Genomic DNA, 22,219 nt, shown 5'->3' with positions numbered 1-22,219 from the left:
GGAAGAGGAATGTTGAATGGATTTTTCGCTGCGGCCGGGAAGCTTGTGTATCTGCAGCTATCCGGTTGTTGACAATATGCTTTTTAACGCCATTCTGCCTGCGCATCCGTGCACTGCGGCATTTGAATACGAGGGGACGCCAGATGACAGACCGTGACGACGATCCTGTCGCGCCCGACGACGTGAAGCCGGCAGAAGCGCTCTCCGATATTTACGCGGAAGATGGGTCCGTCCGCTCCGATTTTCTGGCGATGGTTGGCGCTGCGATCGCCGATCGCGACCTGCTTTTCCTGCGCAAGAATGTTGCGCGGCTGCATGAGTCAGAGCTCGGCGACGTGCTCGAATCCATCCTGCCGGAACAGCGCCACGCGCTGGTCAGGCTTCTGGGTTCCGATTTCGACATGACGGCACTGACCGAGGTGGATGAGGGCATCCGTCTCGATATCGTCGACCAGATGTCGAACGAGCAGATCGCCGCCGGTATCGGCGAACTCGATTCGGACGACGCGGTCTACATTCTCGAGGACCTAGACGACGAGGACCGCGAGGATATTCTCTCGCAACTGCCGTTTACCGAACGCGTGCGGCTGATGCGGGCGCTGGATTATCCGGAAAGCTCGGCCGGCCGCCGCATGCAGACGGAATTCGTCGCCGTTCCGCCGTTCTGGACCGTGGGGCAGACCATCGACTACCTGCGCGAAGAAGAGGAACTGCCCGAATCCTTCTCGCAGATCTTCGTCATCGACCCGACCTTCAAGCTGGTCGGTGCGCTCGATCTCGACAAGGTGCTGCGCGCCAAGCGTCAGGTGAAGATCGAAACGATCATGCACGAGACAAACCACTCCATTCCGGCCGAGATGGACCAGGAAGAGGCAGCACAGCTTTTCGAGCAATATGACCTTCTCTCCGCCGCCGTGGTCGACAATAACGGCCGGCTGGTCGGCGTTCTCACCATCGATGACGTGGTCGACGTCATTCAGGAGGAGGCGGAGGAGGATTTACTGCGTCTCGGCGGTGTGGGTGACGAAGAACTGTCGGACAGTATCGTCAGCACCTCGCGCTCGCGGGTGCCCTGGCTTGCGGTCAACCTGCTCACCGCCTTTCTCTCCGCGTCCGTCATCAGCCTGTTCGATGCGACGATCCAGCAAATCATTGCGCTCGCAATCCTGATGCCAGCGGTGGCTGGCATGGGCGGCAATGCCGGCTCGCAGACCATGACCGTATCGGTGCGAGCACTCGCCACCAAAAGCCTCGATATTCACAATGCCGCCCGCATCATCCGGCGTGAGGCGGGGGTGGGTATCCTGAACGGCATGCTGTTCGGCTGCGCCATCGGCATCGTCGCCGGGGTGTGGTTTCAGGATATCCATATTGGCGGCATCATCGCCACGGCCATGTGTCTCAACATGCTGGCGGCGGCGCTGGCAGGCATTCTCATACCGCTGGTTCTCGACAAGTTCGGCGCTGACCCCGCCGTTTCCTCCGCGGTCTTCGTGACGGCGGTGACCGACATTGTCGGCTTTTTCGCCTTTCTGGGAATCGCGACCTGGTGGTACGGTATTTCCGGATAGGTGAAGTGGGCAAAAATTGACTTTTACGTGAAGGTCAAATAATATCTTCCGACCATGAATCGGATAGGCCTTTGGACAAGTATTATAGCATAACCGAACTGACACGCGAATTCGGTGTTTCCACCCGCACCTTGCGATTTTACGAGGACGAGGGGCTGATTCACCCTGAGCGTCGCGGGCGCACACGTCTGTTCAGGTCTGCCGACCGCCGTCTCATTCAGGAAATCCTGCGCGGCCGCCGGATCGGCTTCACCATCGCCGAGATTCGCGAGATTATTCATGTCTACAAGGAGCCGCCGGGCGAATCGGGTCAGCTCGTGTTGCTGATGAAGAAGGTCGATGAAAAGCGTGCCGATCTCAGGCAGAAACGCAAGGACATCGAAGAGACGCTGGCTGAACTCGACAATGTCGAAGAAGCCTGTCTGACCCGGCTTGCCGAAATCGGCGTGGGGACTTGAGCGAAGATTTGGTGAGATATTCGCAGTAGGTCATCGGTTAAGAATTAATATTTCTCCTCCGTCATCCTCGGGCTTGTCCCGAGGATCTGCAGCGGTATGATTTTATGCAACGTGGATAGATCCTGGGGTCAAGCCCGAGGATGACGCCGAGTCTGACGGGAACGCTCGCCGGTCTCGCAGACCAACGGCTACTGCGCCTCGACCGTACACTGTTGCGCCACTTCGCTGACCTTCGTCTGTTGATCCGCGCTGAGCTTGCCTTCCATCATCGTATCGAACAGGTTTTCCGCCTGCAGCTTTTCCAGCGTGCAGCCGCAGAAACGCTGGCAGAGTTCCGCCCCTTTCGGCTGCTCGACGCAGCTTTTTTCGCAGCTTGATTTATAAAGCTCGACCTGATCGACCGGCGGAGGCGGGGCGACGAGGGAGAGCGTATAAACGAGGCCGATCAGCACCGGCTGGTGGATGAGGTAGAAGGCGAGGCTATGGCGGCCGGCGCTGGCGACGAGATTGCGCGGCGCGCTTGGATTGCGAAAACGATCAAGCCAGCCGCGCGGCGTGACGAATTGGGAAACCGCAAGGCCGCCGAGGAAAGGCGCAAGCCATGGCAGCAGCGGCACGTAATCATTCGAGCGCGGCGGCATGGTGGAAAAGCCGATCCAGGCCAGCCATTTTGCGTTGAAAAGATCGGACTGCAAATATTGCGGCAGGATGAACGCAACGATCGCGAAAAGCAGCGTCACGGGCGCGGGCGCCCGCAGGAACAGTAGCCCGACGAGGCTTGCGGCGGCGATATTGTGCAATATGCCGAAGAAGATGAAACTGTCCGGAAAAGCGAAATAGGTGGCGACGGTGATGAGCAGGGCTGCGCCGGCCACCATCGCAAAACGTTTGCCGAAGGACTGCCAGTTCAGACCCTTGCCATGGGCGAGAAACAGGCTGAAGCCGGCAAGAAACAGGAACGAGCTGGCGATGCCGCGCGCATAGAGCTTCCAGAGACCCGTGGTTGCCGTGCCGGGTTCGAGATAGCCGAAATATTCCAGATTCCATGTGAAATGGTAGGACGCCATGGCGAGGAGGGCGAGCCCCCTGAGGGTATCCAGCCCGCCGATGCGACCTTTGCGGCGGTTTTCATTTGCGGCTGCGTCTGTGTCCATGTTTTCCGCTTTTTTTCAGCTTTTCGAGGGGCCGGCATTCACTTGGATATGCTTGAAATGACGTGTGGGCTTGGCCCTTTAAGTGCGGCTATTTCAAGGCCGGTTTTCTTCCATGATGGCGCGGCGGGCCTCTGAAAAGAACTGGCGGCGCAACAGCGCCACGATGATGATGACGGTGCTGGCGATGAAGACATAGGGGCTGATGAACCAGCCGAGATAACCGATGGACAGAAAGATCGTCCGCAGGCCGTCATTGAAGTTCTTAGCAGCGATGATGTTCATCTTTATGACGTTTTCGGCCGCACGCTCTGCTGCCTCACGGTCCGTACTGACATCGTGGACCATGGGAATGGCACCGAACAGGATGGTGCAATAGTTGAACAGGCGATAGGACCAGCCGAATTTGAAGAAGGAATAACCGAACAGGCAGGTGAGCCCGATGACCTTCAGTTCAAAGGCCGTGCGCCCGGCATAATGCACGAAGGGCATGTCGCGAAACACCGATTCGACCTGGTCCGTTGCGCCCAGCAGGGCGAAACATCCGCCGATGGCGAAGATGGAGGTGGAAGCGAAAAAGGCGGTGCCGTTCTGCAGGCCGGCCATGATCTGCGTATCGATCATCTTCAGGTCGCGTTTCAGCGAATTCAGGATCCAGTCGCGACGGCGCTCGGCCATGGCCTGATTGAGGCTGGCGCGCGAAAACAGCCGCTTTCTCGTCGTGATATGGCTGTAGGTAACCCACAACAGGATGAAAACGACGATCGAAATATAGTCCATGACGGTCATCACGGGCAGGGCACCTTGCTGTTTGCGAATCTTTGAAAGCATATTGATTTGAAGGCTATGGCAAGGCAATGGCGGCGATTGCCGTCACCGGATATTCTCTTGTGGCGTTGCCGCCGCACCATTCGGATTTTCGCTAACGTTCCGGTAACCAAGTCGCTTTATCAATCACTTCGCGGACGACAGGTCTGCCGGTTCCGGGTGAGGTTTTGCGTACCGGTTCCGCGTCATTTTCCGGCACGGCCGCCCGCGATTGACAGGATGGTCTTTCGCACATAGCCTTTTATCAGGACCGGTGTTTCCGGCATCCGGGGTAATCAGGGCTTTTGATGTCCCGCATCCTGCGGGCAGGTCTTGTTTCTCCGATCCGGTATCAGCGGCAGTCCGGCATGAGCAACCGGGGGACGCCTTTTTCTACGAATCGTTCCCTTCATGGCCGTCTGTCCCTGGCTTGCGACACCGCAAAGATGCCGGTCCGCTTCATTCTTTCCTTTCAGGTTTTCCATGACAGATAAAAACCGCTCCGTTTTCATTCTTGGCGGCGCGCGCTCCGGCAAGTCGCGTTTTGCCGAAGAGCTTGCGGGAAAAGCGGGCGGACGCCTGCATTATCTCGCAACCGGCCGGGCCTGGGATGACGAGATGCGGGATCGTATCAGCCATCATCAGGAACGGCGCGGCGGGGAATGGACCACCCATGAAGCGCCGGTCGATATTGCCACCGTGCTGCAGCGGCTCGACAGCCCTGACAGTGTCATCCTCATCGACTGCCTGACATTGTGGCTCACCAATCTGATGATGGAGAATGCCGATATGGAGACGGCCTTCGCGGAACTGGAGGCGGCGATTGTATCGACGCGTGCAAAGCTGATCCTCGTCTCCAACGAGGTCGGCCTCGGCATCGTACCGGAAAACCGCATGGCGCGCGAATTCCGCGATCATGCCGGCCGTCTGCACCAGCGCGTCGCGGCGATTGCCGGTGAGGTCTATTTTGTCGCCGCCGGGCTGCCGCTGAAGATGAAGGGCTGAAGCGGGAGCCGGCCCCGAGCCTAACGTTTTCGGGGGCTGTTCGGTCTATTGTCCGCTAGGGCCTGAAATTATCGGTCATTTCCGATGGCGGCTCCTCAGGCGGTTGCGGACCTGACTTTGGTTTTCCGGGAGAGGTGCCGCTCATCGTCGCGAATTCGATCCCGTTTTGCTCAAAGGCATCCTTCAGCATCGAATAGGCTTTTCGGCGGATGATCGATTGCTGACCGTTTGGTTTCACCATCATGCCGAAGCCGAGCGTCATGCCGTATTCTCCGAACTGTTCGACACCCTTGAGCTTGACCGTATCGATGAGCATCGGCCCGAATTCCGGGTCATCCTTCAATGCCTTGCCTATTTCGCGGGTGATCGATTTCACTTTTGTGAGGTCCGTATCGAAGGCAACGGTGACGAGAAACTTGTCGATCGACCAGTCGCGGCTCATGTTTTCGACAGCGCCGAGCGATCCGAATGGCACGGTATAGATCGGTCCGCGATGGTGCCGCAGTTTCACCGAGCGAATGCTGAAGGACTCCACGGTTCCCTTGTATGAACCGCTTTGAATATATTCACCCACCCGGAAAGCATCGTCGATCATGTAGAAGACACCGCTGATGATGTCCTTCACCAGCGTCTGCGAACCGAAACCGATGGCGATCCCGAAAATCCCGGCGGAGGCGAGCAGGGGGCCTATGTCGACCCCAAGTTCGGAGAGAACCGTCATGACGCTGACGGCACTAATCAGGATTCCCAGCATGTTGCGCAGGATCGGCAGGATTGTCTGTAATCTGTCGTCCGAGGCGGGCACGCCATGCTCGCTCGCCGCCGGGGCATTCATTTCCAGCCGCCGCGAAATCACCGTCTTGATCGCTACCCAGAAGAGGTCGGCAAAGAGCAGAACCAGGATACCATGCAGCAGGCCCGTGAACATCGCGCTCACGGTCGATCCGCCCGGAAGCGCGCCCGGATGGTTTCGAATGAGGAACAGGAGCCATATGACGGCGGCGCCCAGCACCAGCAGCCGGACACTGCGTTGCGCCAGAACCGGGCGGAAGTCCGTTTCGGAATAACCACCCATTGCGGTCGCGGTTTTTCGCGCCGCTATTCCCAGCGTGCCGACGGCACCGGGAAGAACCAGCGCAAAAAATCCCAGCCAGAAAAACACGCCGGCACCCGCGATCCAGACGGCAAACAGGATGAACAGGTAAAAGGTGAAGGCCACATCCAGCGACCGCCGGCGTTCGGTATTCGCGTCCGCCTGCGGTTGGCGCCAGATAAAATAGACGCCAAGGGCAAAGAGTGCCGCGATCATCGCATAGGAGATGAGTTTGATCGCGGCAGCCGTTACCCCGAGGCTGACAAGCATGCGCAGCAAGGCCCAGCACACCATCGCCACTGCCAGGAGATCGAGAGAGCGTGTGAGCCAGAATTGGCGCCGCGAATTCAGACCGTCATTGATGACGCGTTTCAACAGATCGACGACCGCTTTCACGAGCGGAAGGCCGACGCTGACCGCAAGCCACGGAAGCAGCACCGCGCTCAAGAGCGGCGGCCACGGAATGGTGAAAAACATGATCGTCGCCGAAAGGCCATATCCCACCACGGGCAGCAGGCGTCTCGAGGCTGTCGCCAGCGCAAATTCGGCGACATTGCCGGGCAGGGCGCGCGCGGTGCGGGCGGCGGTTATCCAGTAGGTCGCGATCCCGGCCGCGATTCCCACTCCGAAAAGCAGCGCGACATGGGCGAGGAAACGGAGCGCGCCATAGGTTTCGATCTTATTGACGAGCGTTGCTCCCGCCTTCGACAATTCACCTGATATTGCCGGGGCATCACCGGCGAGCCTTGCAAGATGTTCGCGCCGCTTGCTTGCCCATTGGTCGAGCACGCTCATATTGCCGTCATCAGGGGCGGCCACGTCAGAGGTATCGGATAGCCGTTGCGCCAGAAGGCTGCGAACATCGTCCTGCCCCATGAGGTTGAGGAGCTGGTCGACTTTCTGTTCCGTGGTCTGATTTGCCGGATTTGCCGGTGTTGAGGTCTGAGCGAAGACGGCGGAAGGAGAAAACAGGCACAGGGCCAGCCAGAGAGCCGGCAGGCGGGCGCAGAACCTCAAAAGGCGGGATAAAACATTCATTCCTCAACCCCACACCAGCCCGGAAGATGCCGGGCCTCCCGTGATTTCGCCAGTTTCATCGCTTCGGCCAATGCTTCGTCAAAGGAGTCGCTGAGGAGATCACGATCGATTCGTCGTCTCAGAAAATCGGCCCAGCCGAATTCGGAGAAGGGAATAATGACTTTCGCGTAACCGCCGGCCATGCGCAGGGCTCCGGCAAGGGATCGAAAAGGATCATCCTCGAGATCGTGTATGTTTTTCGGGATGTCGCCGGATTGCCGCCGCAGGCCCTGAGCATCAAAGGGATAGATCAGGTTGCGATGGTCCATCACCGACCAGAACTCATCCTTGCCAAGGTGGGAAAATTTGGCAACCTCGCTTGTCAGCACATGTTCCACGCCCTCCTTGGAGAGTGCGAGAACGAGGTGATGGTGGTCGATGAGATAAATCCTGTCCTTTGGACCGGCCACGACCGGAACGATGTGGTTCCCCAGGAAACCGTCTCCGTCTTTTTTCCTGGTTTCACGCCACTCCTTTCTTTTCAGTTCGACCTCGCGGAAGCCCACGGCAATCTGCGTCGGTCGTAACTTGTCGATGGCAATACGAGACAGACGAGGCTCATAAATATGCGTCATTTCTCCTCCTTGAGGCCGTCCATCGCGGCAACGGCATCGTCAACACTGTAGTTTGCCCGACGCAAAAGATCGTCTCCGCCACCGGCGGCGACAACGTCGCGCACCGCATCGTGCATTCGGGCGTAGCGAATTCCGATGTTGCGCCCGCGCAGGCTGGCGTCGAATTCCAGCAGCGCCTCAAGGGCTGTCGTATCGAGTTCAAATGTCTCTTCGAGGCTGATGATGACGGCGTTGATGTCAGGGCTCGCGAGTATGCGGCGGGTGATTTCCGCGAATGTCGGCTCGGCATTTCCGAAGAAAAGCGGTTGCGCCGGGCGCAGGACGAGCATGCCGGCCGGCTCCGCGGCATCCGGATGCCGCTTCACATCCACGAAGTCGTGGCTCGCGCCGAGGCGGCCGAGCATCACGATGTGCGGGGAGGAAAGTCTTTGCAGGAATACGGCGAAAGACAGCACGATTGCTGCCAGCATTCCGTTTAGAACGCCGAGAAAAAGCACGCCGGCGGTTGCAGCCAGTGCAAGCACGAGGTCCTGCCGCAGCCGCCACAGCCTCAAAAACGGAGATGGATCCAGCGCGTGAAGCAGCGCCACGATGATGATGGCGGAAAGCGCGGCATGCGGGATATAGGCAAACCAGTCGGCCGCGGCAAAAGTGAAGCCGGCAAGCCCGATCGCGGCGATGGCCGAGGCCATTTTCGTGCGCGGATTGGCCGCTTCGCTTGCAGCACCCGCGGAAAACCCGGCCCCGACGGGCATTCCCTGTAATGCGGCGCTTGCGACATTGGCAATACCAAGCGTTTTCAGTTCACGATTGGCATCCACGTTTTCCCCGTGCCGTAGCGACAGGCCCCGTATCGTTCCCCAGGATTCGGCAAACAGGATCAGCACCAGAGGCGGGGCGAAACGCGCTACATGCGCCAGTTCATCGAGCGAGAGCGTGGTGACACTTCCCCATATGCCGGACAGATCGATTGGGCCGACGACATCGACACCGCGTTGCTGCAAATCGAACATGACGGAGATGGGGATCGCCAGCGCTATGATGATGAGGCTTCCGGGAATCTGGGGATAACGTCTTGCGAAAAGCAGAAGGATAAGGGCGGCGATGCCGATCGACAGGCTGAACCCGTTCCACTGGCCGGGATTGGTCAATATCTGCGAGATCGCCTCGAATGTGTCGGCTCCCGCTTGCGGCATGCCGAAGATCGCGGGAAACTGTTTGAGCGAAATGAGGATCGCCAGTCCGAATGCAAAGCCGCGCAGCACGGGCCTCGAAATAACGCTCGACAGTGCGCCCAGCCGCAATGTGCCGGCGGCAAGGAAAAGCAGCCCGACAAGAAACACCGCGACGGCGACCAGCAGCATCTTCTGTCCGGGCTGCGGCACGAGCGCGGCCAGCATGGCTGCAAGGATCGCGGCGGATGATGAGGTTGGCGAGATGATGGCGAAACGGCTCTGGCCAAGAAGGGCATAAACAAGACAGCCTGCCATGGCCGCATATAATGCATGCTGGGGCGGAACGCCGGCGATGCCGGAATAAGCGATCGCCTCCGGTAACATCAGCCCGGCGACGGAAAGCCCTGCGAGAATATCCCGCCCGTTGTTACCCATGCCGCACCGTGATCCTCACCGGAGTTCTCGCGCCAAGCACGACAATATCAGGATTAGCGTGAAGTCTCGATGGAAATCCAGTGGCTTGGCAGAGCGGATCGATGAGCTTCGGGGCCGGCGAAAGAGGTCGAGCCAAACGCAGGAGGTTTTTGTTCTTCCGCAATTCCTTTCATGAAGCCGAACCCTGTTTTGCCGGGGCTGCGACAGCTTGGCTTTCTTGATCTGGATCAAGGTGGCGCTGCCCTGCCGGTGGCAATGCTCCAACCGACGCAAAGGCGCGTTTGCGCTCTCCCAGGCGCAAATCTGCCTTTCGTCGGTCGGCTTGCACGTTGGGGGAAACCAACAATGAATTACACGTTAGAAACCGCGATCGTGGCCCTCGGGGCCTTTCTCGCGTTGCTCGGGGCAGCGTTTGCCCATGACAGTCTTTTTGCCGCCCATATGTGGGTGCTGTTCTTTACACTTGTGGTCAGCACGGTGCTTCTGTTGCGCCGTGTTTCCTTCGCGCCCGTCGATCCGGCCGCGCGTGCTCGCCGCAACTCCGAATATTTCGATGAGGTGGTGAAATACGGCGTCATCGCCACCGTGTTCTGGGGTGTTGTCGGTTTTCTGGTCGGGGTGGTTGTGGCGTTGCAGCTCGCCTTTCCCGATCTCAATATCGCACCTTATTTCAATTTCGGCCGCATGCGGCCGCTGCACACCTCGGCCGTGATTTTCGCTTTCGGGGGAAATGCGCTGATCGCCACCTCCTTCTACGTGGTGCAGAGAACCTGTCGCGCCCGCCTGTTCGGCGGCAATCTCGGCTGGTTCGTGTTCTGGGGCTATAATCTCTTCATTATCATGGCCGCCACCGGTTATCTGCTGGGCATCACCCAGGGCCGTGAATATGCCGAGCCGGAATGGTATGTGGACATCTGGCTGACCATCGTCTGGGTCGCCTATCTCGCCACTTTCCTCGGCACCATCCTCACGCGCAAGGAGCCACATATCTATGTGGCCAACTGGTTCTATCTCAGCTTCATCGTCACGATTGCCATGTTGCACATCGTCAATAATCTGGCGGTGCCCGTGTCCTTCCTCGGGGTCAAGAGCTACTCGGCATTTTCGGGCGTGCAGGATGCGCTGACGCAATGGTGGTACGGCCATAACGCCGTCGGCTTCTTCCTCACCGCCGGCTTCCTCGGCATGATGTATTATTTCATTCCCAAGCAGGTGAACCGCCCGGTCTATTCCTATCGCCTGTCGATCATCCACTTCTGGGCGCTGATCTTCATGTATATCTGGGCCGGCCCGCACCATCTGCACTACACGGCGCTGCCCGACTGGGCGCAGACACTGGGCATGGTGTTCTCGATCATGCTGTGGATGCCCTCCTGGGGCGGGATGATCAACGGCCTGATGACGCTTTCGGGCGCATGGGACAAGATCCGTACAGACCCCATCGTTCGCATGATGGTGATGGCGGTAGCCTTCTACGGCATGGCGACCTTCGAAGGTCCGATGATGTCGATCAAGGCCGTCAACTCGCTCAGCCACTATACCGACTGGACCATCGGCCACGTTCATTCCGGCGCGCTCGGCTGGAACGGCATGATCACCTTCGGCGCGATCTATTACCTGACACCGAAACTGTGGGGCAGGGACCGTCTCTATAGCCTGCAACTGGTCAATTGGCACTTCTGGCTCGCCACGCTCGGCATCGTCGTCTACGCCGCCGTGATGTGGGTAGCCGGCATCCAGCAGGCCTTGATGTGGCGCGAATATGATAGCCAGGGCTTCCTCGTCTATTCCTTCGCGGAATCGGTCGCGGCACTGTTCCCCTATTACGTGATGCGTGCATTGGGCGGCCTGATGTTCCTCAGCGGCGCGCTGATCATGGCCTACAACGTCACCATGACCATCCTCGGTCATCAACGCGAGGAGGGCGCCAGCAAGGGCGCGGCTCCTTCGCTGCAGCCTGCTGAATAAGGAGGGGCCGATGTCCATACTCGATAAACACGGCGTCATCGAACGCAACGCCACTCTGCTTCTGGTCGGCTCGCTGCTGGTGGTGTCGATCGGCGGTATCGTTGAAATCGCACCGCTTTTCTATCTCGAAAACACCATTGAGAAGGTGGAGGGCATGCGACCCTACTCGCCGCTGGAACTGGCCGGGCGCAACATCTACATCCGCGAGGGATGTTATGTCTGCCACAGCCAGATGATCCGGCCGTTCCGCGACGAGGTGGAGCGTTACGGGCATTACAGCCTGGCGGCGGAATCCATGTACGACCACCCGTTCCAATGGGGTTCCAAGCGCACGGGGCCTGACCTCGCGCGTGTCGGTGACCGCTATTCGAATGAATGGCATGTGCAGCACCTGGCCAATCCGCGCTCGGTGGTGCCGGAATCGATCATGCCGTCCTATGCGTTCCTGAAGACCACGCCGCTGAAGATCACGGATGTCTCCATGGAGCTGAAGGCCAACCGCGCCGTCGGTGTGCCCTATAGTGACGAGATGATCGAGAAGTCGGCGAACGATCTTCAGGCGCAGGCCGATCCGAACACCGATACGACCGAGCTGCTGGCGCGTTATCCGAAGGCGAAGGTCGGCGATTTCGATGGCGATCCGGCCAAGCTTACCGAAATGGATGCACTGGTCGCCTATTTGCAGATGCTCGGCACGCTGGTCGATTTCTCGACCTATGACGATGCCGCCGGATACCGGTGAGGAGGCGACACGATGGAAACCTACACGGCCATGCGCCACTTCGCCGACAGCTGGGGCCTGCTTGCCATGACCCTGTTCTTCGCCGGCGTCGTCGTTTTCACCCTTCGCCCCGGCTCCAAAAAAGCCGCGGACGATGCCGCCAGCATTCCGCTCAGGGAGGACTAGGATATGTCCGAAAAACACATTGATGAGATCAGCGGCGTCGAAACCACCGGCCATGAATGGGACGGTATTCGCGAGTTGAACAATCCCATGCCGCGCTGGTGGGTCTGGACCTTCTATTTCACGATCCTCTGGGCCATCGGCTATACCATTGCCTATCCGGCATGGCCGCTGATCAATGGCGCAACCCAAGGATTGCTCGGCTGGAGCAGCCGCGGCGAGATCGCCGCCGAGATTGCGGATGCGAAACAGTCGCAGAGCGTTTATGTCGATAAAATCGCCAATTCGTCGCTTGCTGAAATCCAGGCGGATCCGACCCTGATGCAATTTGCCCTTTCCGGCGGCGCTGCCGCTTTCAAGGTCAATTGCATTCAGTGTCACGGTTCGGGCGCGGAAGGCGGGCAGGGTTATCCCAACCTCAATGACGACGACTGGATGTGGGGCGGCAGCGTCGATGATATTTATACGACGGTAAAGCACGGCATTCGTTTTGCCGACGATGCGGATACACGCGCTTCAGAAATGCCTGCTTTCGGCGACATTCTGAAATCGGATGAAATCCGCGCGGTCGCCGCCTATGTCGTTAGCCTCACCGGCACCCCATCCAACCCGGCGCTGGTGGAGCCCGGCAAGCAGCTCTTTGCCGACAATTGCGCCTCGTGCCACGGGGAAGACGCCAAGGGCAATCGCGAATTCGGCGCGCCCAATCTGGCCGACGCGATCTGGCTCAAAGCGCATGGGGAAGAGGGTATCGTTGCGCAGATCCGTTCGCCGAAGCACGGGGTCATGCCCGCCTGGGGCGAGCGTCTTGGCGATACGACTGTCAAACAGCTGGCGATCTTCGTGCATTCGCTTGGTGGGGGCGAATGAGGCAAGTAGAATGTAAAGAAGGGGCGCCGGGGAGGCGCCCTTTTCAGATCAGGCGTTTTCCGCCCGTCCGTCCGGATATTCGGCTGGTCCCTTCAACTCGATCTTGTTGCCGAAGGGATCACGGAAATAGAACGAATATCCCATTCCTCTCGCGCCGCCGTGAAAGGCTTCCTGTTCTATCGTGACGTTAAATTTCGCCAGATGTGCGCGAAGCGCGTCATGGTTCAGAGGACCGGTCGCTATGCAGATGTGATCGACATTACGTCCTCCGGCGACGGGCGGAGCAGCCTTCGTGCCACCGGGGTGCGTGACATCCCACAGAACGATCAAGGCGTTTCCGCACCAGACTTGTTCCATCCCCAGAGCAGGGTAGGAGTATCCATCCGTACACCCCAGTACGTTCCGGTAAAAATCGAGCGCCCGCGTCATGTCGTCGACGATGAAGACGACATGATCGATACCGACCAACGAAAAAGGCGGCGTTGTCAAAGTCATGGCGGGCTCCTGCCGATCAGTTTTTCGACCAGACGGCCAGTTCATATCCATCCGGATCGGTGAAATGGAAACGCCGGCCACCGGGAAAGGCGAAGATCGCGACGCTGATCTGGCCGCCGGCGGCTTCGATGCGCCGCTGCACGTCCTCGATATCGGCGGCGTAGAGAATAACGAGCGGTCCGCCCTTGGCCGAAACCGGCGCGGTGGTGGTGAAGCCGCCCGTTAGGCGGCCATCGGAAAACTCGCAATATTGCGGGCCGTAATCCTTGAAGGTCCAGCCGAACGCCCCGCCGTAAAATTCCTTGCTGCGCTCGATATCGGAGACATTGAATTCGACATAGTCGATGCGCCGTTCGTTGGTATTTTCTGTCATCATTTACTCCATCAATCCGCTTCAAGCAGGGATTTCAGCATTTCGAGATCGGCCGTGATCGCGCTCGCGTCCTGCTCGAAATCCTCATCCGTCATCCCTTCGAGTCGGAGCAGCGTGAAGCTGACCTCCGTGCCGCTGCCATTCGGGGTGACCCTTAGCGCGTTATAGACCTTCAGTCCGTCAGGCAATGTGACGACATGATCTATGACGCCAAATTCATTGTGGGGTGCGAAATTCACGCGAACCTCACCGAGCGGCCCGCCTTTCGCGATCCAGTCTTCGCCATCGGCTTCGAGGCCGCCTGCAAGGCCTGCGGCCCAGCGAGGCATGTTTCCTGGATTGGCGGCGAAGTCGTAGACCTCTGCCCACGGTTTTTCGACAGACAGATGAATGATTCTCGACTGCATGACAGGCATTTCATCCTCCCTTGGCGGCGCTTTCCCCGGACTGCGCCACTTTGTCGTCACTTGATGTAAGTCAAGGATGTTTCACCGCGGAGGTGGGAGAAAGCAAGGAGATAAAAATGGACTCCTATCATGAACATCTATCGCGCCGGACAGGATCGCCCGCAACAGCCCGTTGAAAGGCTGGAGGCGGAAGCCGTCAATTCCGCAAAAACGCGCAAACCGCTCTACGAAGCGCGCAAGAAGATTTTTCCCAAGCGCGCCGAGGGCCGGTTCCGGCGGTTCAAATGGCTGGTGATGCTGATCACGCTCGGCATTTATTATCTGACGCCGTTCCTGCGCTGGGACCGCGGGCCTTATGCGCCGGATCAGGCGGTGCTGATCGATATCGCCAACCGGCGCTTTTATTTCTTCTTCATTGAAATCTGGCCGCAGGAGTTCTTTTTCGTTGCGGGTCTGTTGGTCATGGCGGGGCTGGGGCTGTTTCTCGTGACCTCCGCCGTCGGGCGCGCATGGTGCGGGTATACCTGTCCGCAGACCGTCTGGGTCGACCTGTTTCTTGTCGTTGAACGGGCAATCGAGGGCGACAGGAACGCCCGCATGAAGCTGGATGCGGCACCCTTCACATTCGGCAAATTGCGCAAGCGGGTGCTGAAACATGCAATCTGGCTGGTGATCGGCGTTTTGACCGGCGGCGCCTGGATTTTCTATTTCGCCGATGCGCCGACGCTGGCGATGCAGTTCATGACCGGGCAGGCGCCGATGATCGCCTACTCGACCGTCGCCACACTGACCGCCACCACCTATGTCTTCGGCGGGCTGATGCGGGAGCAGGTCTGCACCTATATGTGTCCCTGGCCGCGCATCCAGGCGGCGATGCTGGATGAGAACTCGCTTGTCGTCACCTATAATGACTGGCGCGGTGAACCGCGTTCGCGGCACGCCAAGAAGGCCGCGGCCACGGGGGAGAGCATCGGCGATTGCGTCGATTGCAATGCCTGCGTCGCGGTCTGTCCCATGGGCATCGACATCAGGGACGGACAGCAGCTGGAATGCATTACCTGCGCACTGTGCATCGATGCCTGCGACGGGGTGATGGACAAGATCGGCAAGCCGCGCGGGCTGATCGCTTATGCGACGCTGTCGGAATACCAGTCCAACATGGCGCTGGCGACCGGCAACGGCGAATACGCCATCCGCCCCGCCAATGTGCGCGAGGAGGACGGCAGCTTCAGCAAGAGCGTCCGCCACTTCAACTGGCGCATCATCTTCCGCCCGCGCACGCTGCTTTATACGGCCATCTGGACGGCCGTCGGCATCGGCCTTCTGGTTGCTTTGGTGACGCGCGAGCGGCTGGCGCTCAACGTCCTGCACGATCGCAATCCGCAATATGTGCTGGAATCGAATGGTTCGATCCGCAACGGCTACACGGTCCGCATCCTCAACATGGTGCCGCAGCCGCGCATAATGAGCCTGACGATAGAAGGCCTTCCGAATGCAGTGATGAAGATAAACGGCATGCCGGACACGGCTGCGCGCGCCTTCGAGCTGACGGTGGAGCCGGATGAGGCGACGACGCTGAAGGTCTTCGTCACCCTGCCGGGCGAGGATGTCGCGCGGACGGCGGAAAATTTCGAATTCATCGTCAGCGATACGGCCGGCCACGAAACGGCCCGTTACGATGCGGTCTTCAATGCCCCGGGAGTGAAAAAATGACAGTGAACAATCAACGCGCTTCCGGGTTTGTTTTTACCGGCTGGCACATGCTCGGCGTGATGGTGCTGTTCTTCGGCACCGTCATTACCGTCAACATGATCATGGCCTGGAACGCGGTCCACAGCTGGAGCGGGCTTGTCGTGCCCAACACCTATGTGGCCAGCCAGCAGTTCAACGCCAAGGCGGAAGCCGCCAAGGCAAGGGCTGCAACCGGCATCAAAGGCAGGCTCGTGGTGGATGAAAAGACCGTGCGCTACGAGGTCTTCCATCCCGAAACCGGCCCCGTCGACACGGATACGGTGACGGCGCATTTCCGCCGACCTGTCGGTGAGAGCCAGAATTTCGACATGGAGCTCACCCCGGTTTCGACGGGTGTCTTCATCGCTGCGCATGACATGTTGCCCGGTCAGTGGATTGTTGAGGTCACTGCCGTCAAGGAAGGCAGGATCATCGTGCATGAGGGCACGCGGATAGCCGTCATCAGGGGGCGAAAATGAGCTGCTGCGCACCGGGAACGGAAGGTTCGCTGCAGCTCGGCGAACCGCCCAATCCGCCATCGTCGGAGGAGTTGCTGCTGGCGAGCCGCGATCTGGGGCAGGGGTTGCGCCAGACCGATCTTAGCGTGCCCGGTGTTTATTGCGGCGCCTGCATCACCACCATCGAGACCGCGCTCGGCCGTCTCGGCCAAGTGGAGCGGGCGCGGGTGAACCTGTCCTCGAAACGTGTGGCGGTTGTCTGGAAAGAAGAGGTCAATGGCGTCAGGACCGATCCCGCCGACATTGCCCGCGCCATCCTTGCGACGGGATATCGCACACATCTTTTCGCCAGCGGGCAGGATGCTTCAGACGCCTTGCGCTCGCAGCTGATCAGGGCGGTGGCGCTGTGCGGCTTTGCTTCCGCCAATATCATGCTTCTGTCGGTCTCCGTCTGGTCGGGGGCGGATGCCGCGACGCGTGACATGTTCCACTGGATATCGGCGATGATCGCCGCGCCGGCGCTGATCTATGGCGGGCGTTTCTTTTACCAGTCGGCCTGGAACGCGCTGAAACACGGCCGCACCAACATGGATGTGCCGATTGCGCTCGCCATCACGCTCTCCTATGCCGTTTCGCTGTGGGAGACGATCCATCACGGCGAACATGCGTGGTTCGATGCGACCGTGTCGCTGCTGTTCTTCCTGCTGATCGGCCGCACGCTGGACCATATCATGCGCGACAAGGCGCGCTCCGCCATTGCCGGATTGGCCCGGCTTTCGCCGCGAGGGGCAACGGTGATCGATGCAGACGGGGTCCGGGACTACCGGCCGCTTGCGGATATCGAACCCGGAATGTCGATTGCGATTGCGGCGGGTGACCGGGTGGCGATGGATGCCGTGGTGGTCTGCGGCAGCAGCGATCTCGACATGTCCATCGTCAATGGTGAAAGCGCGCCGCGCCGCGTCGTGGCCGGCGACAGCCTGCAGGCCGGCACGCTCAACCTTACCGGTTCGCTTGTCGCTCGGGTAACCGCGTCCGCAAAGGATTCCTTCCTGTCGGAAGTGATCGGGTTGATGGAGGCGGCCGAAGGCGGGCGCGCGCGTTACCGGCGTATCGCCGACCGTGCCGCGAGCTATTATTCGCCCGTGGTGCATCTTCTGGCGCTGGTGACGTTTCTCGGCTGGGGCATTTTCGGCGGTGACTGGAAACAGGCGATGCTGATCGCCATTGCGGTTCTCATCATCACCTGCCCCTGCGCGCTCGGCCTTGCCGTTCCCGTGGTGCAGGTGGTTGCCGCAGGAAGGCTTTTTCGGCATGGCATCATGGTCAAGGAAGGCTCGGCCATGGAGCGTCTTTCGGAGATCGATACCGTGCTGTTCGACAAGACCGGGACCCTGACGGTTGGAAAGCCCCGGCTGGTGGAAACAGTCGATGTGAAGCCGGCCATCATGGGTATTGCCGCCGGCCTTGCGGCCCATTCGCGCCATCCGTTGTCGAAGGCTCTGCATGCCGCCTATAGCGGTGCCTTGCCGGCCTATGAGACGGTGCGGGAAATTCCGGGGTCAGGTGTCGAGGCCGAGACGGAAGCCGGCACCTACCGGCTCGGCAATCGCCGTTTCGCCTGCCCCGATGAGACACGGATCAACAATGGCGATGCGCGGTCGGAAGTGGTGCTGTCTCTCGACGGCCGGCATCTGGCGAGCTTCGGCTTCGAGGACAATCCGCGCGCGGGTGCTATTGCGGCATTGCGCAGCCTGTCTGGGCGGGGCCTTGCGCAGGAGATCGTCTCGGGTGACCGGGCCGCCGCCGTCAGTGCGATGGCGCAGCGGCTGGGGATCGGCAATTGGCGCGCGGACCTGTTGCCGAAGGACAAGGCGGCGCGCTGCGCCGAGCTTGCCGGCGAGGGGCACAGGGTGCTGATGGTCGGGGATGGTATCAACGACGCGCCGGCGCTTGCCGCCGCCCACGTATCGATGGCGCCCGCCACCGCCGCCGATATTGGCCGGCAGGCGGCCGATTTCGTGTTTATGCAGGAGGATCTCGATGCCGTACCTTTCGCGATCGAGACGTCGCAGCGAGCCGGAAACCTCATCCGGCAGAACTTTGCGCTTGCCATCGGCTACAATATCATCGCCGTACCGATTGCGATTGCCGGTTATGCGACGCCGATGATTGCGGCCATTGCCATGTCGACATCTTCGCTGATCGTTGTTGCCAATGCGTTGCGCCTTGCCGGTGCTGCTGACACTATTCTCCCCCAGAATGAAGCGAAGTCGGGATTTACGGGCGAGGGGGCGCAACTGGCATGAACATGCTGATCTATCTCATTCCCGTCGCGCTGTTCCTGGGCGCGCTCGGGCTTTTCGCCTTCCTCTGGTCGGTGCGCTCAGGTCAATATGAGGATATGGACGGGGCGGCCTGGCGGGTAATAGAAGACGGCGATGACCGGCCCCGGCCGCCATCTTGAGCGCAATGGGAACTGCTGTCTCGACCTGCCGCAAATATGCAAAGCTGACTTGCGTCATCAAAATTTAATCGTTTCAGTCGCCCCTAGCCTTGCCGTTTGCCTATTACAGTGCCACAACACGACCACCTAAAAGCAAGATGGAGGCACATCCGTGGAACAGGCAGAAATCGGTTTGATCGGTCTCGGCGTCATGGGCTCGAACCTGGCGTTGAACATCGCAGAAAAGGGCAACAAGATTGCCGTATTCAACCGAACCCCGGAAGTTACACGAAAATTCTACGCTGATGCGGGCGAACTGCAGGGTCAGATCATTCCCTGCGAAACCATCGAGGAATTCGTCGCCGCCATTCGTCCTCCGCGCCCGATCATCATCATGATCAAGGCAGGCGATCCGGTCGACCAGCAGATGGAAATCCTGAAACCGCATCTGGCCAACGGCGACATCATGATCGATGCCGGCAATGCCAACTTCCGCGATACGATCCGCCGTTTCGATAACCTCAAGGATAGCGGCCTGACCTTTATCGGCATGGGCGTCTCCGGCGGTGAAGAAGGTGCGCGCCATGGACCGTCGATCATGGTCGGCGGCACCGAGGATAGCTGGAAGCGCGTCGAAAAGGTTCTGACCTCCATTTCCGCCAAGTATAATGACGATCCGTGCGTGGCATGGCTCGGCAATGACGGCGCCGGCCATTTCGTCAAGACCATCCATAACGGCATCGAATATGCCGACATGCAGATGATTGCCGAAATCTACGGCATCCTGCGTGATGGCCTGAAAATGAGCGCCGTCGAGATCGCCGACGTGTTCGCAGAATGGAACAAGGGCCGCCTGAATTCCTACCTGATCGAAATCACCGAGAAGGTTCTGCGCGCCGCCGATCCGATCACCGGCAAGCCGATGGTCGATCTGATCCTCGACAAGGCCGGCCAGAAGGGCACAGGCAAGTGGTCGGTCATCGAAGCCCAGAACATGGGCGTCGCCGCAACCGCCATCGAGGCGGCCGTGGCTGCCCGTATCCTGTCGTCGCAGAAGGATGAGCGTGAAGCTGCCGAGAAGATCTTCGGCCTGCCGACCCTCGCAGCGGCCCCCGCCGACAAAAAGGCCTTCATCGCCGATCTGGAAAGCGCGCTTCTGGCCGCCAAGGTCGGTGCTTATGCGCAGGGTTTCGCCATCATGTCGGCTGCTTCGAAGGAGTTCAACTGGAACCTGCCGATGCCGACGATTGCCCGCATCTGGCGCGCCGGCTGCATCATCCGCTCGGAATTCCTTGATGAGATCACCTCGGCCTTCACCAAGGATCCGCATGTGGCCAACCTCATCGTGACGCCGGCCTTCTCCGCCATCGTCAAGGATACCGATGCGCCGCTGCGCCGTGTGGTGTCTTACGCCGTGCTCTCCGGTCTGCCGGTTTCGGCGCTTGCTTCGGCGCTCGGTTATTTCGACGCCTATCGCCGTGGCCGCGGCAGCGCCAACCTCATTCAGGCACAGCGCGATTTCTTCGGTGCACATGGTTTCGAACGCACCGATGGTGTGGATAAGCCGCACGGCCCATGGGGCAGCGGCGCCGACATTTTCTGATCGGCTGAAACGACAAACAAAAAGGCCCGCGCAAGCGGGCCTTTTTCATTTCGGTTTATGGTTCAACTCAGCGGGCGGCGGCGAGGCCGACGATCAGGCCGCTGACGGCGTTGATGAGCAGGAACTGGTTGTCCACGCGGACCCAGCGCTGGTCGCGGCGCGGTTCTGCGAGGTGGTAACGGCGGTAGTCACGGCGGTCCACCATGTTGCGGCGCTCGCGGGCCGAAAGGCGTTGGCCGCGATCCCAGCGGTGCTTCTTGACGATGACCTTCTTGGTGGTGACCTGACGTTCGACGGTGACGCCGCGATGGCGGTCGTCGTGACGGCTTTGTGCCTGCGCCATCGGTGCTGCAAGAACGGTGGCTGCCAGAAGAATGGTGACGAACTTTTTCATGGAATTTTCCTCTCGTGTTTCGATGAGGAGAACTTACGAATAAACGAATGAACGGAAACTGAATTTAAAATTACATTTATGTAATGGTTGTTAATGCTTAGGAGCGGGAGTTAATCTTTTATTTTGAGATTTTTAGCTCAGGCTTTCGGAGCGTGCGGGCCGCCCGGGGGAACCGGGCGACCCTTTCTGTATCAGGTGCGTTCGGCGGATTTTGCCCAGAGGTTGATATCCGCATCCTTTGCGTAACCGTCGATTTCCGCCAGTTCCTCAGAGGAGAATTCGGAGTTGTCGAGCGCCTTCACGCAGTCTTCGACCTGTTCGACACGGCTTGCGCCGATCAGCGCCGAGGTGATGCGACCGCCGCGCAGAACCCAGGCAATTGCCATCTGCGCCAGCGTCTGGCCACGGCGCTCGGCAATGCTGTTGAGGGCGCGGATGTTTTCAACATTGCGCTCATTGAGGAAGGCCGGGTTGAGTGACTTGCTCTGTGAGGCACGGCTGCCATCCGGCACACCGCCCAGATATTTCGTCGTCAGCATGCCCTGCGCCAGCGGCGAAAAGACGATGGAGCCGATACCCAGTTCTTCCAGCGTATCGACAAGACCGTCTTCCTCGATCCAGCGGTTGATCATCGAATAGCTCGGCTGGTGGATGATGCAGGGCGTGCTGAGATCCTTCAGGATAGCGGCGGCCTCGCGGGTGCGCTTCGAGTTGTAGGAGGAGATGCCGACATAGAGCGCCTTGCCGGAGCGCACGATCTGGTCCAGCGCACCGCAGGTTTCCTCAAGCGGCGTGTTGGGATCGAAACGGTGGGAATAGAAGATATCGACGTAGTCCAGCCCCATGCGCTTCAGGCTCTGGTCGCAGGACGATATCAGATATTTGCGGCTGCCCCATTCGCCATAAGGGCCGGGCCACATATTGTAACCGGCCTTGGAGGAGATGATCATTTCATCGCGATAGCCTCTGAAATCCGTCTTGAGGATTTCACCGAAGGCGGTTTCGGCGCTGCCGGGCGGCGGGCCGTAATTGTTGGCAAGATCAAAATGGGTAATGCCGAGATCGAAGGCGCGGCGGCAGATGGCCTGTTTGGTCTGGTGCGGCGTGTCATTGCCGAAATTGTGCCAGAGGCCGAGCGAGATCGCCGGCAGTTTCAGGCCGGTCTTGCCGCAATGATTGTATTTCATGGATGCGTATCGGTTTTCGGCCGGTTGCCAAACCAT

General features: G+C 59.5%; 22 protein-coding genes. 12 read left to right on the top strand and 10 right to left on the bottom strand.

Annotated elements, in window-relative coordinates; all coding sequences use genetic code 11:
- Positions 1–143 precede the first annotated feature (143 nt).
- Together mgtE and GSF67_RS06260 are read left to right on the top strand one after the other, a co-directional pair.
- Positions 144–1,571 (top strand): magnesium transporter, encoded by a 1,428-nt coding sequence (gene mgtE / locus GSF67_RS06265; RefSeq protein ID WP_006316295.1) that lies wholly within the window; start codon positions 144–146, stop codon positions 1,569–1,571.
- A gap of 71 nt (positions 1,572–1,642) precedes the next feature.
- Positions 1,643–2,029, top strand: coding sequence for a MerR family DNA-binding transcriptional regulator (locus tag GSF67_RS06260; RefSeq protein WP_003515319.1), 387 nt, complete (start codon positions 1,643–1,645; stop codon positions 2,027–2,029).
- A gap of 188 nt (positions 2,030–2,217) precedes the next feature.
- Here GSF67_RS06260 and GSF67_RS06255 read toward each other — a convergent pair whose 3' ends face one another.
- Both GSF67_RS06255 and GSF67_RS06250 read right to left on the bottom strand, forming a co-directional pair.
- Positions 2,218–3,183 (bottom strand): heparan-alpha-glucosaminide N-acetyltransferase, encoded by a 966-nt coding sequence (locus GSF67_RS06255; RefSeq protein WP_006316294.1) that lies wholly within the window; start codon positions 3,181–3,183, stop codon positions 2,218–2,220.
- 93 nt (positions 3,184–3,276) lie between these two features.
- Positions 3,277–3,969 (bottom strand): DUF599 domain-containing protein, encoded by a 693-nt coding sequence (locus tag GSF67_RS06250; RefSeq protein ID WP_010971700.1) that lies wholly within the window; start codon positions 3,967–3,969, stop codon positions 3,277–3,279.
- A gap of 501 nt (positions 3,970–4,470) precedes the next feature.
- Here GSF67_RS06250 and cobU point away from each other — a divergent pair.
- Entirely contained in the window at positions 4,471–4,992 is a 522-nt protein-coding gene (gene cobU, locus GSF67_RS06245; RefSeq protein ID WP_006316292.1) for a bifunctional adenosylcobinamide kinase/adenosylcobinamide-phosphate guanylyltransferase, read from the top strand.
- A gap of 55 nt (positions 4,993–5,047) precedes the next feature.
- Here cobU and GSF67_RS06240 read toward each other — a convergent pair whose 3' ends face one another.
- The 3 genes from GSF67_RS06240 to GSF67_RS06230 are packed head-to-tail and all read right to left on the bottom strand — an operon-like array spanning position 5,048 to position 9,347.
- Positions 5,048–7,123, bottom strand: a complete 2,076-nt coding sequence (locus GSF67_RS06240) for a mechanosensitive ion channel family protein (protein ID WP_006316289.1) — start codon at positions 7,121–7,123, stop codon at positions 5,048–5,050.
- Positions 7,120–7,737, bottom strand: a complete 618-nt coding sequence (locus GSF67_RS06235) for a ParB-like protein (protein ID WP_006316288.1) — start codon at positions 7,735–7,737, stop codon at positions 7,120–7,122. Before GSF67_RS06235 ends, GSF67_RS06240 begins: the two co-directional genes overlap by 4 nt.
- Positions 7,734–9,347, bottom strand: coding sequence for a SulP family inorganic anion transporter (locus GSF67_RS06230; RefSeq protein ID WP_006316287.1), 1,614 nt, complete (start codon positions 9,345–9,347; stop codon positions 7,734–7,736). The genes GSF67_RS06235 and GSF67_RS06230 overlap by 4 nt, the downstream gene beginning before the upstream one ends.
- A gap of 345 nt (positions 9,348–9,692) precedes the next feature.
- Here GSF67_RS06230 and ccoN point away from each other — a divergent pair, with 345 nt between their 5' ends.
- Genes ccoN through ccoP form a run of 4 tightly spaced genes read left to right on the top strand, consistent with a single transcriptional unit; the run spans position 9,693 to position 13,089 of the window.
- Positions 9,693–11,315 carry a cytochrome-c oxidase, cbb3-type subunit I gene (ccoN, locus tag GSF67_RS06225; protein WP_006316285.1) on the top strand — a complete coding sequence of 541 codons (1,623 nt, stop codon included), beginning with the start codon at positions 9,693–9,695 and terminating at the stop codon, positions 11,313–11,315.
- Positions 11,316–11,325: 10 nt separating this feature from the next.
- Positions 11,326–12,057, top strand: a complete 732-nt coding sequence (ccoO, locus tag GSF67_RS06220) for a cytochrome-c oxidase, cbb3-type subunit II (RefSeq protein ID WP_006316284.1) — start codon at positions 11,326–11,328, stop codon at positions 12,055–12,057.
- Positions 12,058–12,069: 12 nt separating this feature from the next.
- Positions 12,070–12,222: a CcoQ/FixQ family Cbb3-type cytochrome c oxidase assembly chaperone gene (locus GSF67_RS06215; RefSeq protein WP_006316283.1), complete on the top strand. Its 153-nt coding sequence runs from the start codon at positions 12,070–12,072 to the stop codon at positions 12,220–12,222.
- 3 nt (positions 12,223–12,225) lie between these two features.
- The gene (ccoP, locus tag GSF67_RS06210) at positions 12,226–13,089 is read left to right on the top strand and encodes a cytochrome-c oxidase, cbb3-type subunit III (protein ID WP_006316282.1); all 864 of its coding nucleotides are present in this window, start codon (positions 12,226–12,228) and stop codon (positions 13,087–13,089) included.
- A gap of 48 nt (positions 13,090–13,137) precedes the next feature.
- Here the strand turns inward: ccoP and GSF67_RS06205 are convergent, their stop codons facing one another.
- From GSF67_RS06205 to GSF67_RS06195, 3 genes are read right to left on the bottom strand one after another with little or no spacing between them, the layout of a single operon-like run.
- On the bottom strand, positions 13,138–13,584 hold the full coding sequence (locus GSF67_RS06205; RefSeq protein ID WP_006316281.1) for a VOC family protein: 447 nt from the start codon (positions 13,582–13,584) through the stop codon (positions 13,138–13,140).
- Positions 13,585–13,600: 16 nt separating this feature from the next.
- Positions 13,601–13,957 (bottom strand): VOC family protein, encoded by a 357-nt coding sequence (locus GSF67_RS06200; protein WP_010971695.1) that lies wholly within the window; start codon positions 13,955–13,957, stop codon positions 13,601–13,603.
- 11 nt (positions 13,958–13,968) lie between these two features.
- Positions 13,969–14,373, bottom strand: a complete 405-nt coding sequence (locus GSF67_RS06195) for an SRPBCC family protein (RefSeq protein ID WP_006316279.1) — start codon at positions 14,371–14,373, stop codon at positions 13,969–13,971.
- A gap of 120 nt (positions 14,374–14,493) precedes the next feature.
- Here GSF67_RS06195 and ccoG point away from each other — a divergent pair, with 120 nt between their 5' ends.
- The 5 genes from ccoG (at position 14,494) to gndA (ending at position 20,602) form a co-directional block, all read left to right on the top strand.
- Positions 14,494–16,077 (top strand): cytochrome c oxidase accessory protein CcoG, encoded by a 1,584-nt coding sequence (ccoG, locus tag GSF67_RS06190; RefSeq protein WP_006316278.1) that lies wholly within the window; start codon positions 14,494–14,496, stop codon positions 16,075–16,077.
- A complete protein-coding gene (locus tag GSF67_RS06185; protein ID WP_006316276.1) occupies positions 16,074–16,574 on the top strand; it encodes a FixH family protein in 501 nt (166 codons plus the stop codon). The genes ccoG and GSF67_RS06185 overlap by 4 nt, the downstream gene beginning before the upstream one ends.
- Positions 16,571–18,862, top strand: a complete 2,292-nt coding sequence (locus tag GSF67_RS06180; RefSeq protein ID WP_176072010.1) for a cation-translocating P-type ATPase — start codon at positions 16,571–16,573, stop codon at positions 18,860–18,862. Before GSF67_RS06185 ends, GSF67_RS06180 begins: the two co-directional genes overlap by 4 nt.
- On the top strand, positions 18,859–19,020 hold the full coding sequence (ccoS, locus tag GSF67_RS06175) for a cbb3-type cytochrome oxidase assembly protein CcoS (RefSeq protein WP_006316272.1): 162 nt from the start codon (positions 18,859–18,861) through the stop codon (positions 19,018–19,020). Before GSF67_RS06180 ends, ccoS begins: the two co-directional genes overlap by 4 nt.
- A 151-nt stretch (positions 19,021–19,171) precedes the next feature.
- Positions 19,172–20,602, top strand: a complete 1,431-nt coding sequence (gndA, locus tag GSF67_RS06170) for an NADP-dependent phosphogluconate dehydrogenase (RefSeq protein ID WP_006316261.1) — start codon at positions 19,172–19,174, stop codon at positions 20,600–20,602.
- A 67-nt stretch (positions 20,603–20,669) separates the two neighbouring features.
- Here gndA and GSF67_RS06165 read toward each other — a convergent pair whose 3' ends face one another.
- Positions 20,670–20,996 (bottom strand): RcnB family protein, encoded by a 327-nt coding sequence (locus GSF67_RS06165; RefSeq protein ID WP_003525025.1) that lies wholly within the window; start codon positions 20,994–20,996, stop codon positions 20,670–20,672.
- 191 nt (positions 20,997–21,187) lie between these two features.
- Positions 21,188–22,219, bottom strand: a complete 1,032-nt coding sequence (gene mgrA, locus GSF67_RS06160; RefSeq protein WP_006316258.1) for an L-glyceraldehyde 3-phosphate reductase — start codon at positions 22,217–22,219, stop codon at positions 21,188–21,190.

Origin of the sequence: Agrobacterium sp. CGMCC 11546 (assembly GCF_013365515.1) — a bacterium.
GTDB lineage: Bacteria > Pseudomonadota > Alphaproteobacteria > Rhizobiales > Rhizobiaceae > Agrobacterium > Agrobacterium fabrum.
Note: the sequence above shows the minus strand (reverse complement) of the source record. Positions and strands in the feature narration are given on the sequence as shown.

What these genes read in the sequence shown, in the direction of transcription:
- mgtE (WP_006316295.1), top strand. Translation starts at nt 144, where the DNA reads ATGACAGACCGTGACGACGATCCTGTCGCGCCCGACGACGTGAAGCCG.
- GSF67_RS06255 (WP_006316294.1), bottom strand. Translation starts at nt 3,183, where the DNA reads ATGGACACAGACGCAGCCGCAAATGAAAACCGCCGCAAAGGTCGCATC.
- GSF67_RS06250 (WP_010971700.1), bottom strand. Translation starts at nt 3,969, where the DNA reads ATGACCGTCATGGACTATATTTCGATCGTCGTTTTCATCCTGTTGTGG.
- cobU (WP_006316292.1), top strand. Translation starts at nt 4,471, where the DNA reads ATGACAGATAAAAACCGCTCCGTTTTCATTCTTGGCGGCGCGCGCTCC.
- GSF67_RS06240 (WP_006316289.1), bottom strand. Translation starts at nt 7,123, where the DNA reads ATGAATGTTTTATCCCGCCTTTTGAGGTTCTGCGCCCGCCTGCCGGCT.
- GSF67_RS06235 (WP_006316288.1), bottom strand. Translation starts at nt 7,737, where the DNA reads ATGACGCATATTTATGAGCCTCGTCTGTCTCGTATTGCCATCGACAAG.
- GSF67_RS06230 (WP_006316287.1), bottom strand. Translation starts at nt 9,347, where the DNA reads ATGGGTAACAACGGGCGGGATATTCTCGCAGGGCTTTCCGTCGCCGGG.
- ccoN (WP_006316285.1), top strand. Translation starts at nt 9,693, where the DNA reads ATGAATTACACGTTAGAAACCGCGATCGTGGCCCTCGGGGCCTTTCTC.
- ccoO (WP_006316284.1), top strand. Translation starts at nt 11,326, where the DNA reads ATGTCCATACTCGATAAACACGGCGTCATCGAACGCAACGCCACTCTG.
- GSF67_RS06215 (WP_006316283.1), top strand. Translation starts at nt 12,070, where the DNA reads ATGGAAACCTACACGGCCATGCGCCACTTCGCCGACAGCTGGGGCCTG.
- ccoP (WP_006316282.1), top strand. Translation starts at nt 12,226, where the DNA reads ATGTCCGAAAAACACATTGATGAGATCAGCGGCGTCGAAACCACCGGC.
- GSF67_RS06205 (WP_006316281.1), bottom strand. Translation starts at nt 13,584, where the DNA reads ATGACTTTGACAACGCCGCCTTTTTCGTTGGTCGGTATCGATCATGTC.
- GSF67_RS06200 (WP_010971695.1), bottom strand. Translation starts at nt 13,957, where the DNA reads ATGACAGAAAATACCAACGAACGGCGCATCGACTATGTCGAATTCAAT.
- GSF67_RS06195 (WP_006316279.1), bottom strand. Translation starts at nt 14,373, where the DNA reads ATGCCTGTCATGCAGTCGAGAATCATTCATCTGTCTGTCGAAAAACCG.
- ccoG (WP_006316278.1), top strand. Translation starts at nt 14,494, where the DNA reads ATGAACATCTATCGCGCCGGACAGGATCGCCCGCAACAGCCCGTTGAA.
- GSF67_RS06185 (WP_006316276.1), top strand. Translation starts at nt 16,074, where the DNA reads ATGACAGTGAACAATCAACGCGCTTCCGGGTTTGTTTTTACCGGCTGG.
- GSF67_RS06180 (WP_176072010.1), top strand. Translation starts at nt 16,571, where the DNA reads ATGAGCTGCTGCGCACCGGGAACGGAAGGTTCGCTGCAGCTCGGCGAA.
- ccoS (WP_006316272.1), top strand. Translation starts at nt 18,859, where the DNA reads ATGAACATGCTGATCTATCTCATTCCCGTCGCGCTGTTCCTGGGCGCG.
- GSF67_RS06165 (WP_003525025.1), bottom strand. Translation starts at nt 20,996, where the DNA reads ATGAAAAAGTTCGTCACCATTCTTCTGGCAGCCACCGTTCTTGCAGCA.
- mgrA (WP_006316258.1), bottom strand. Translation starts at nt 22,219, where the DNA reads ATGGTTTGGCAACCGGCCGAAAACCGATACGCATCCATGAAATACAAT.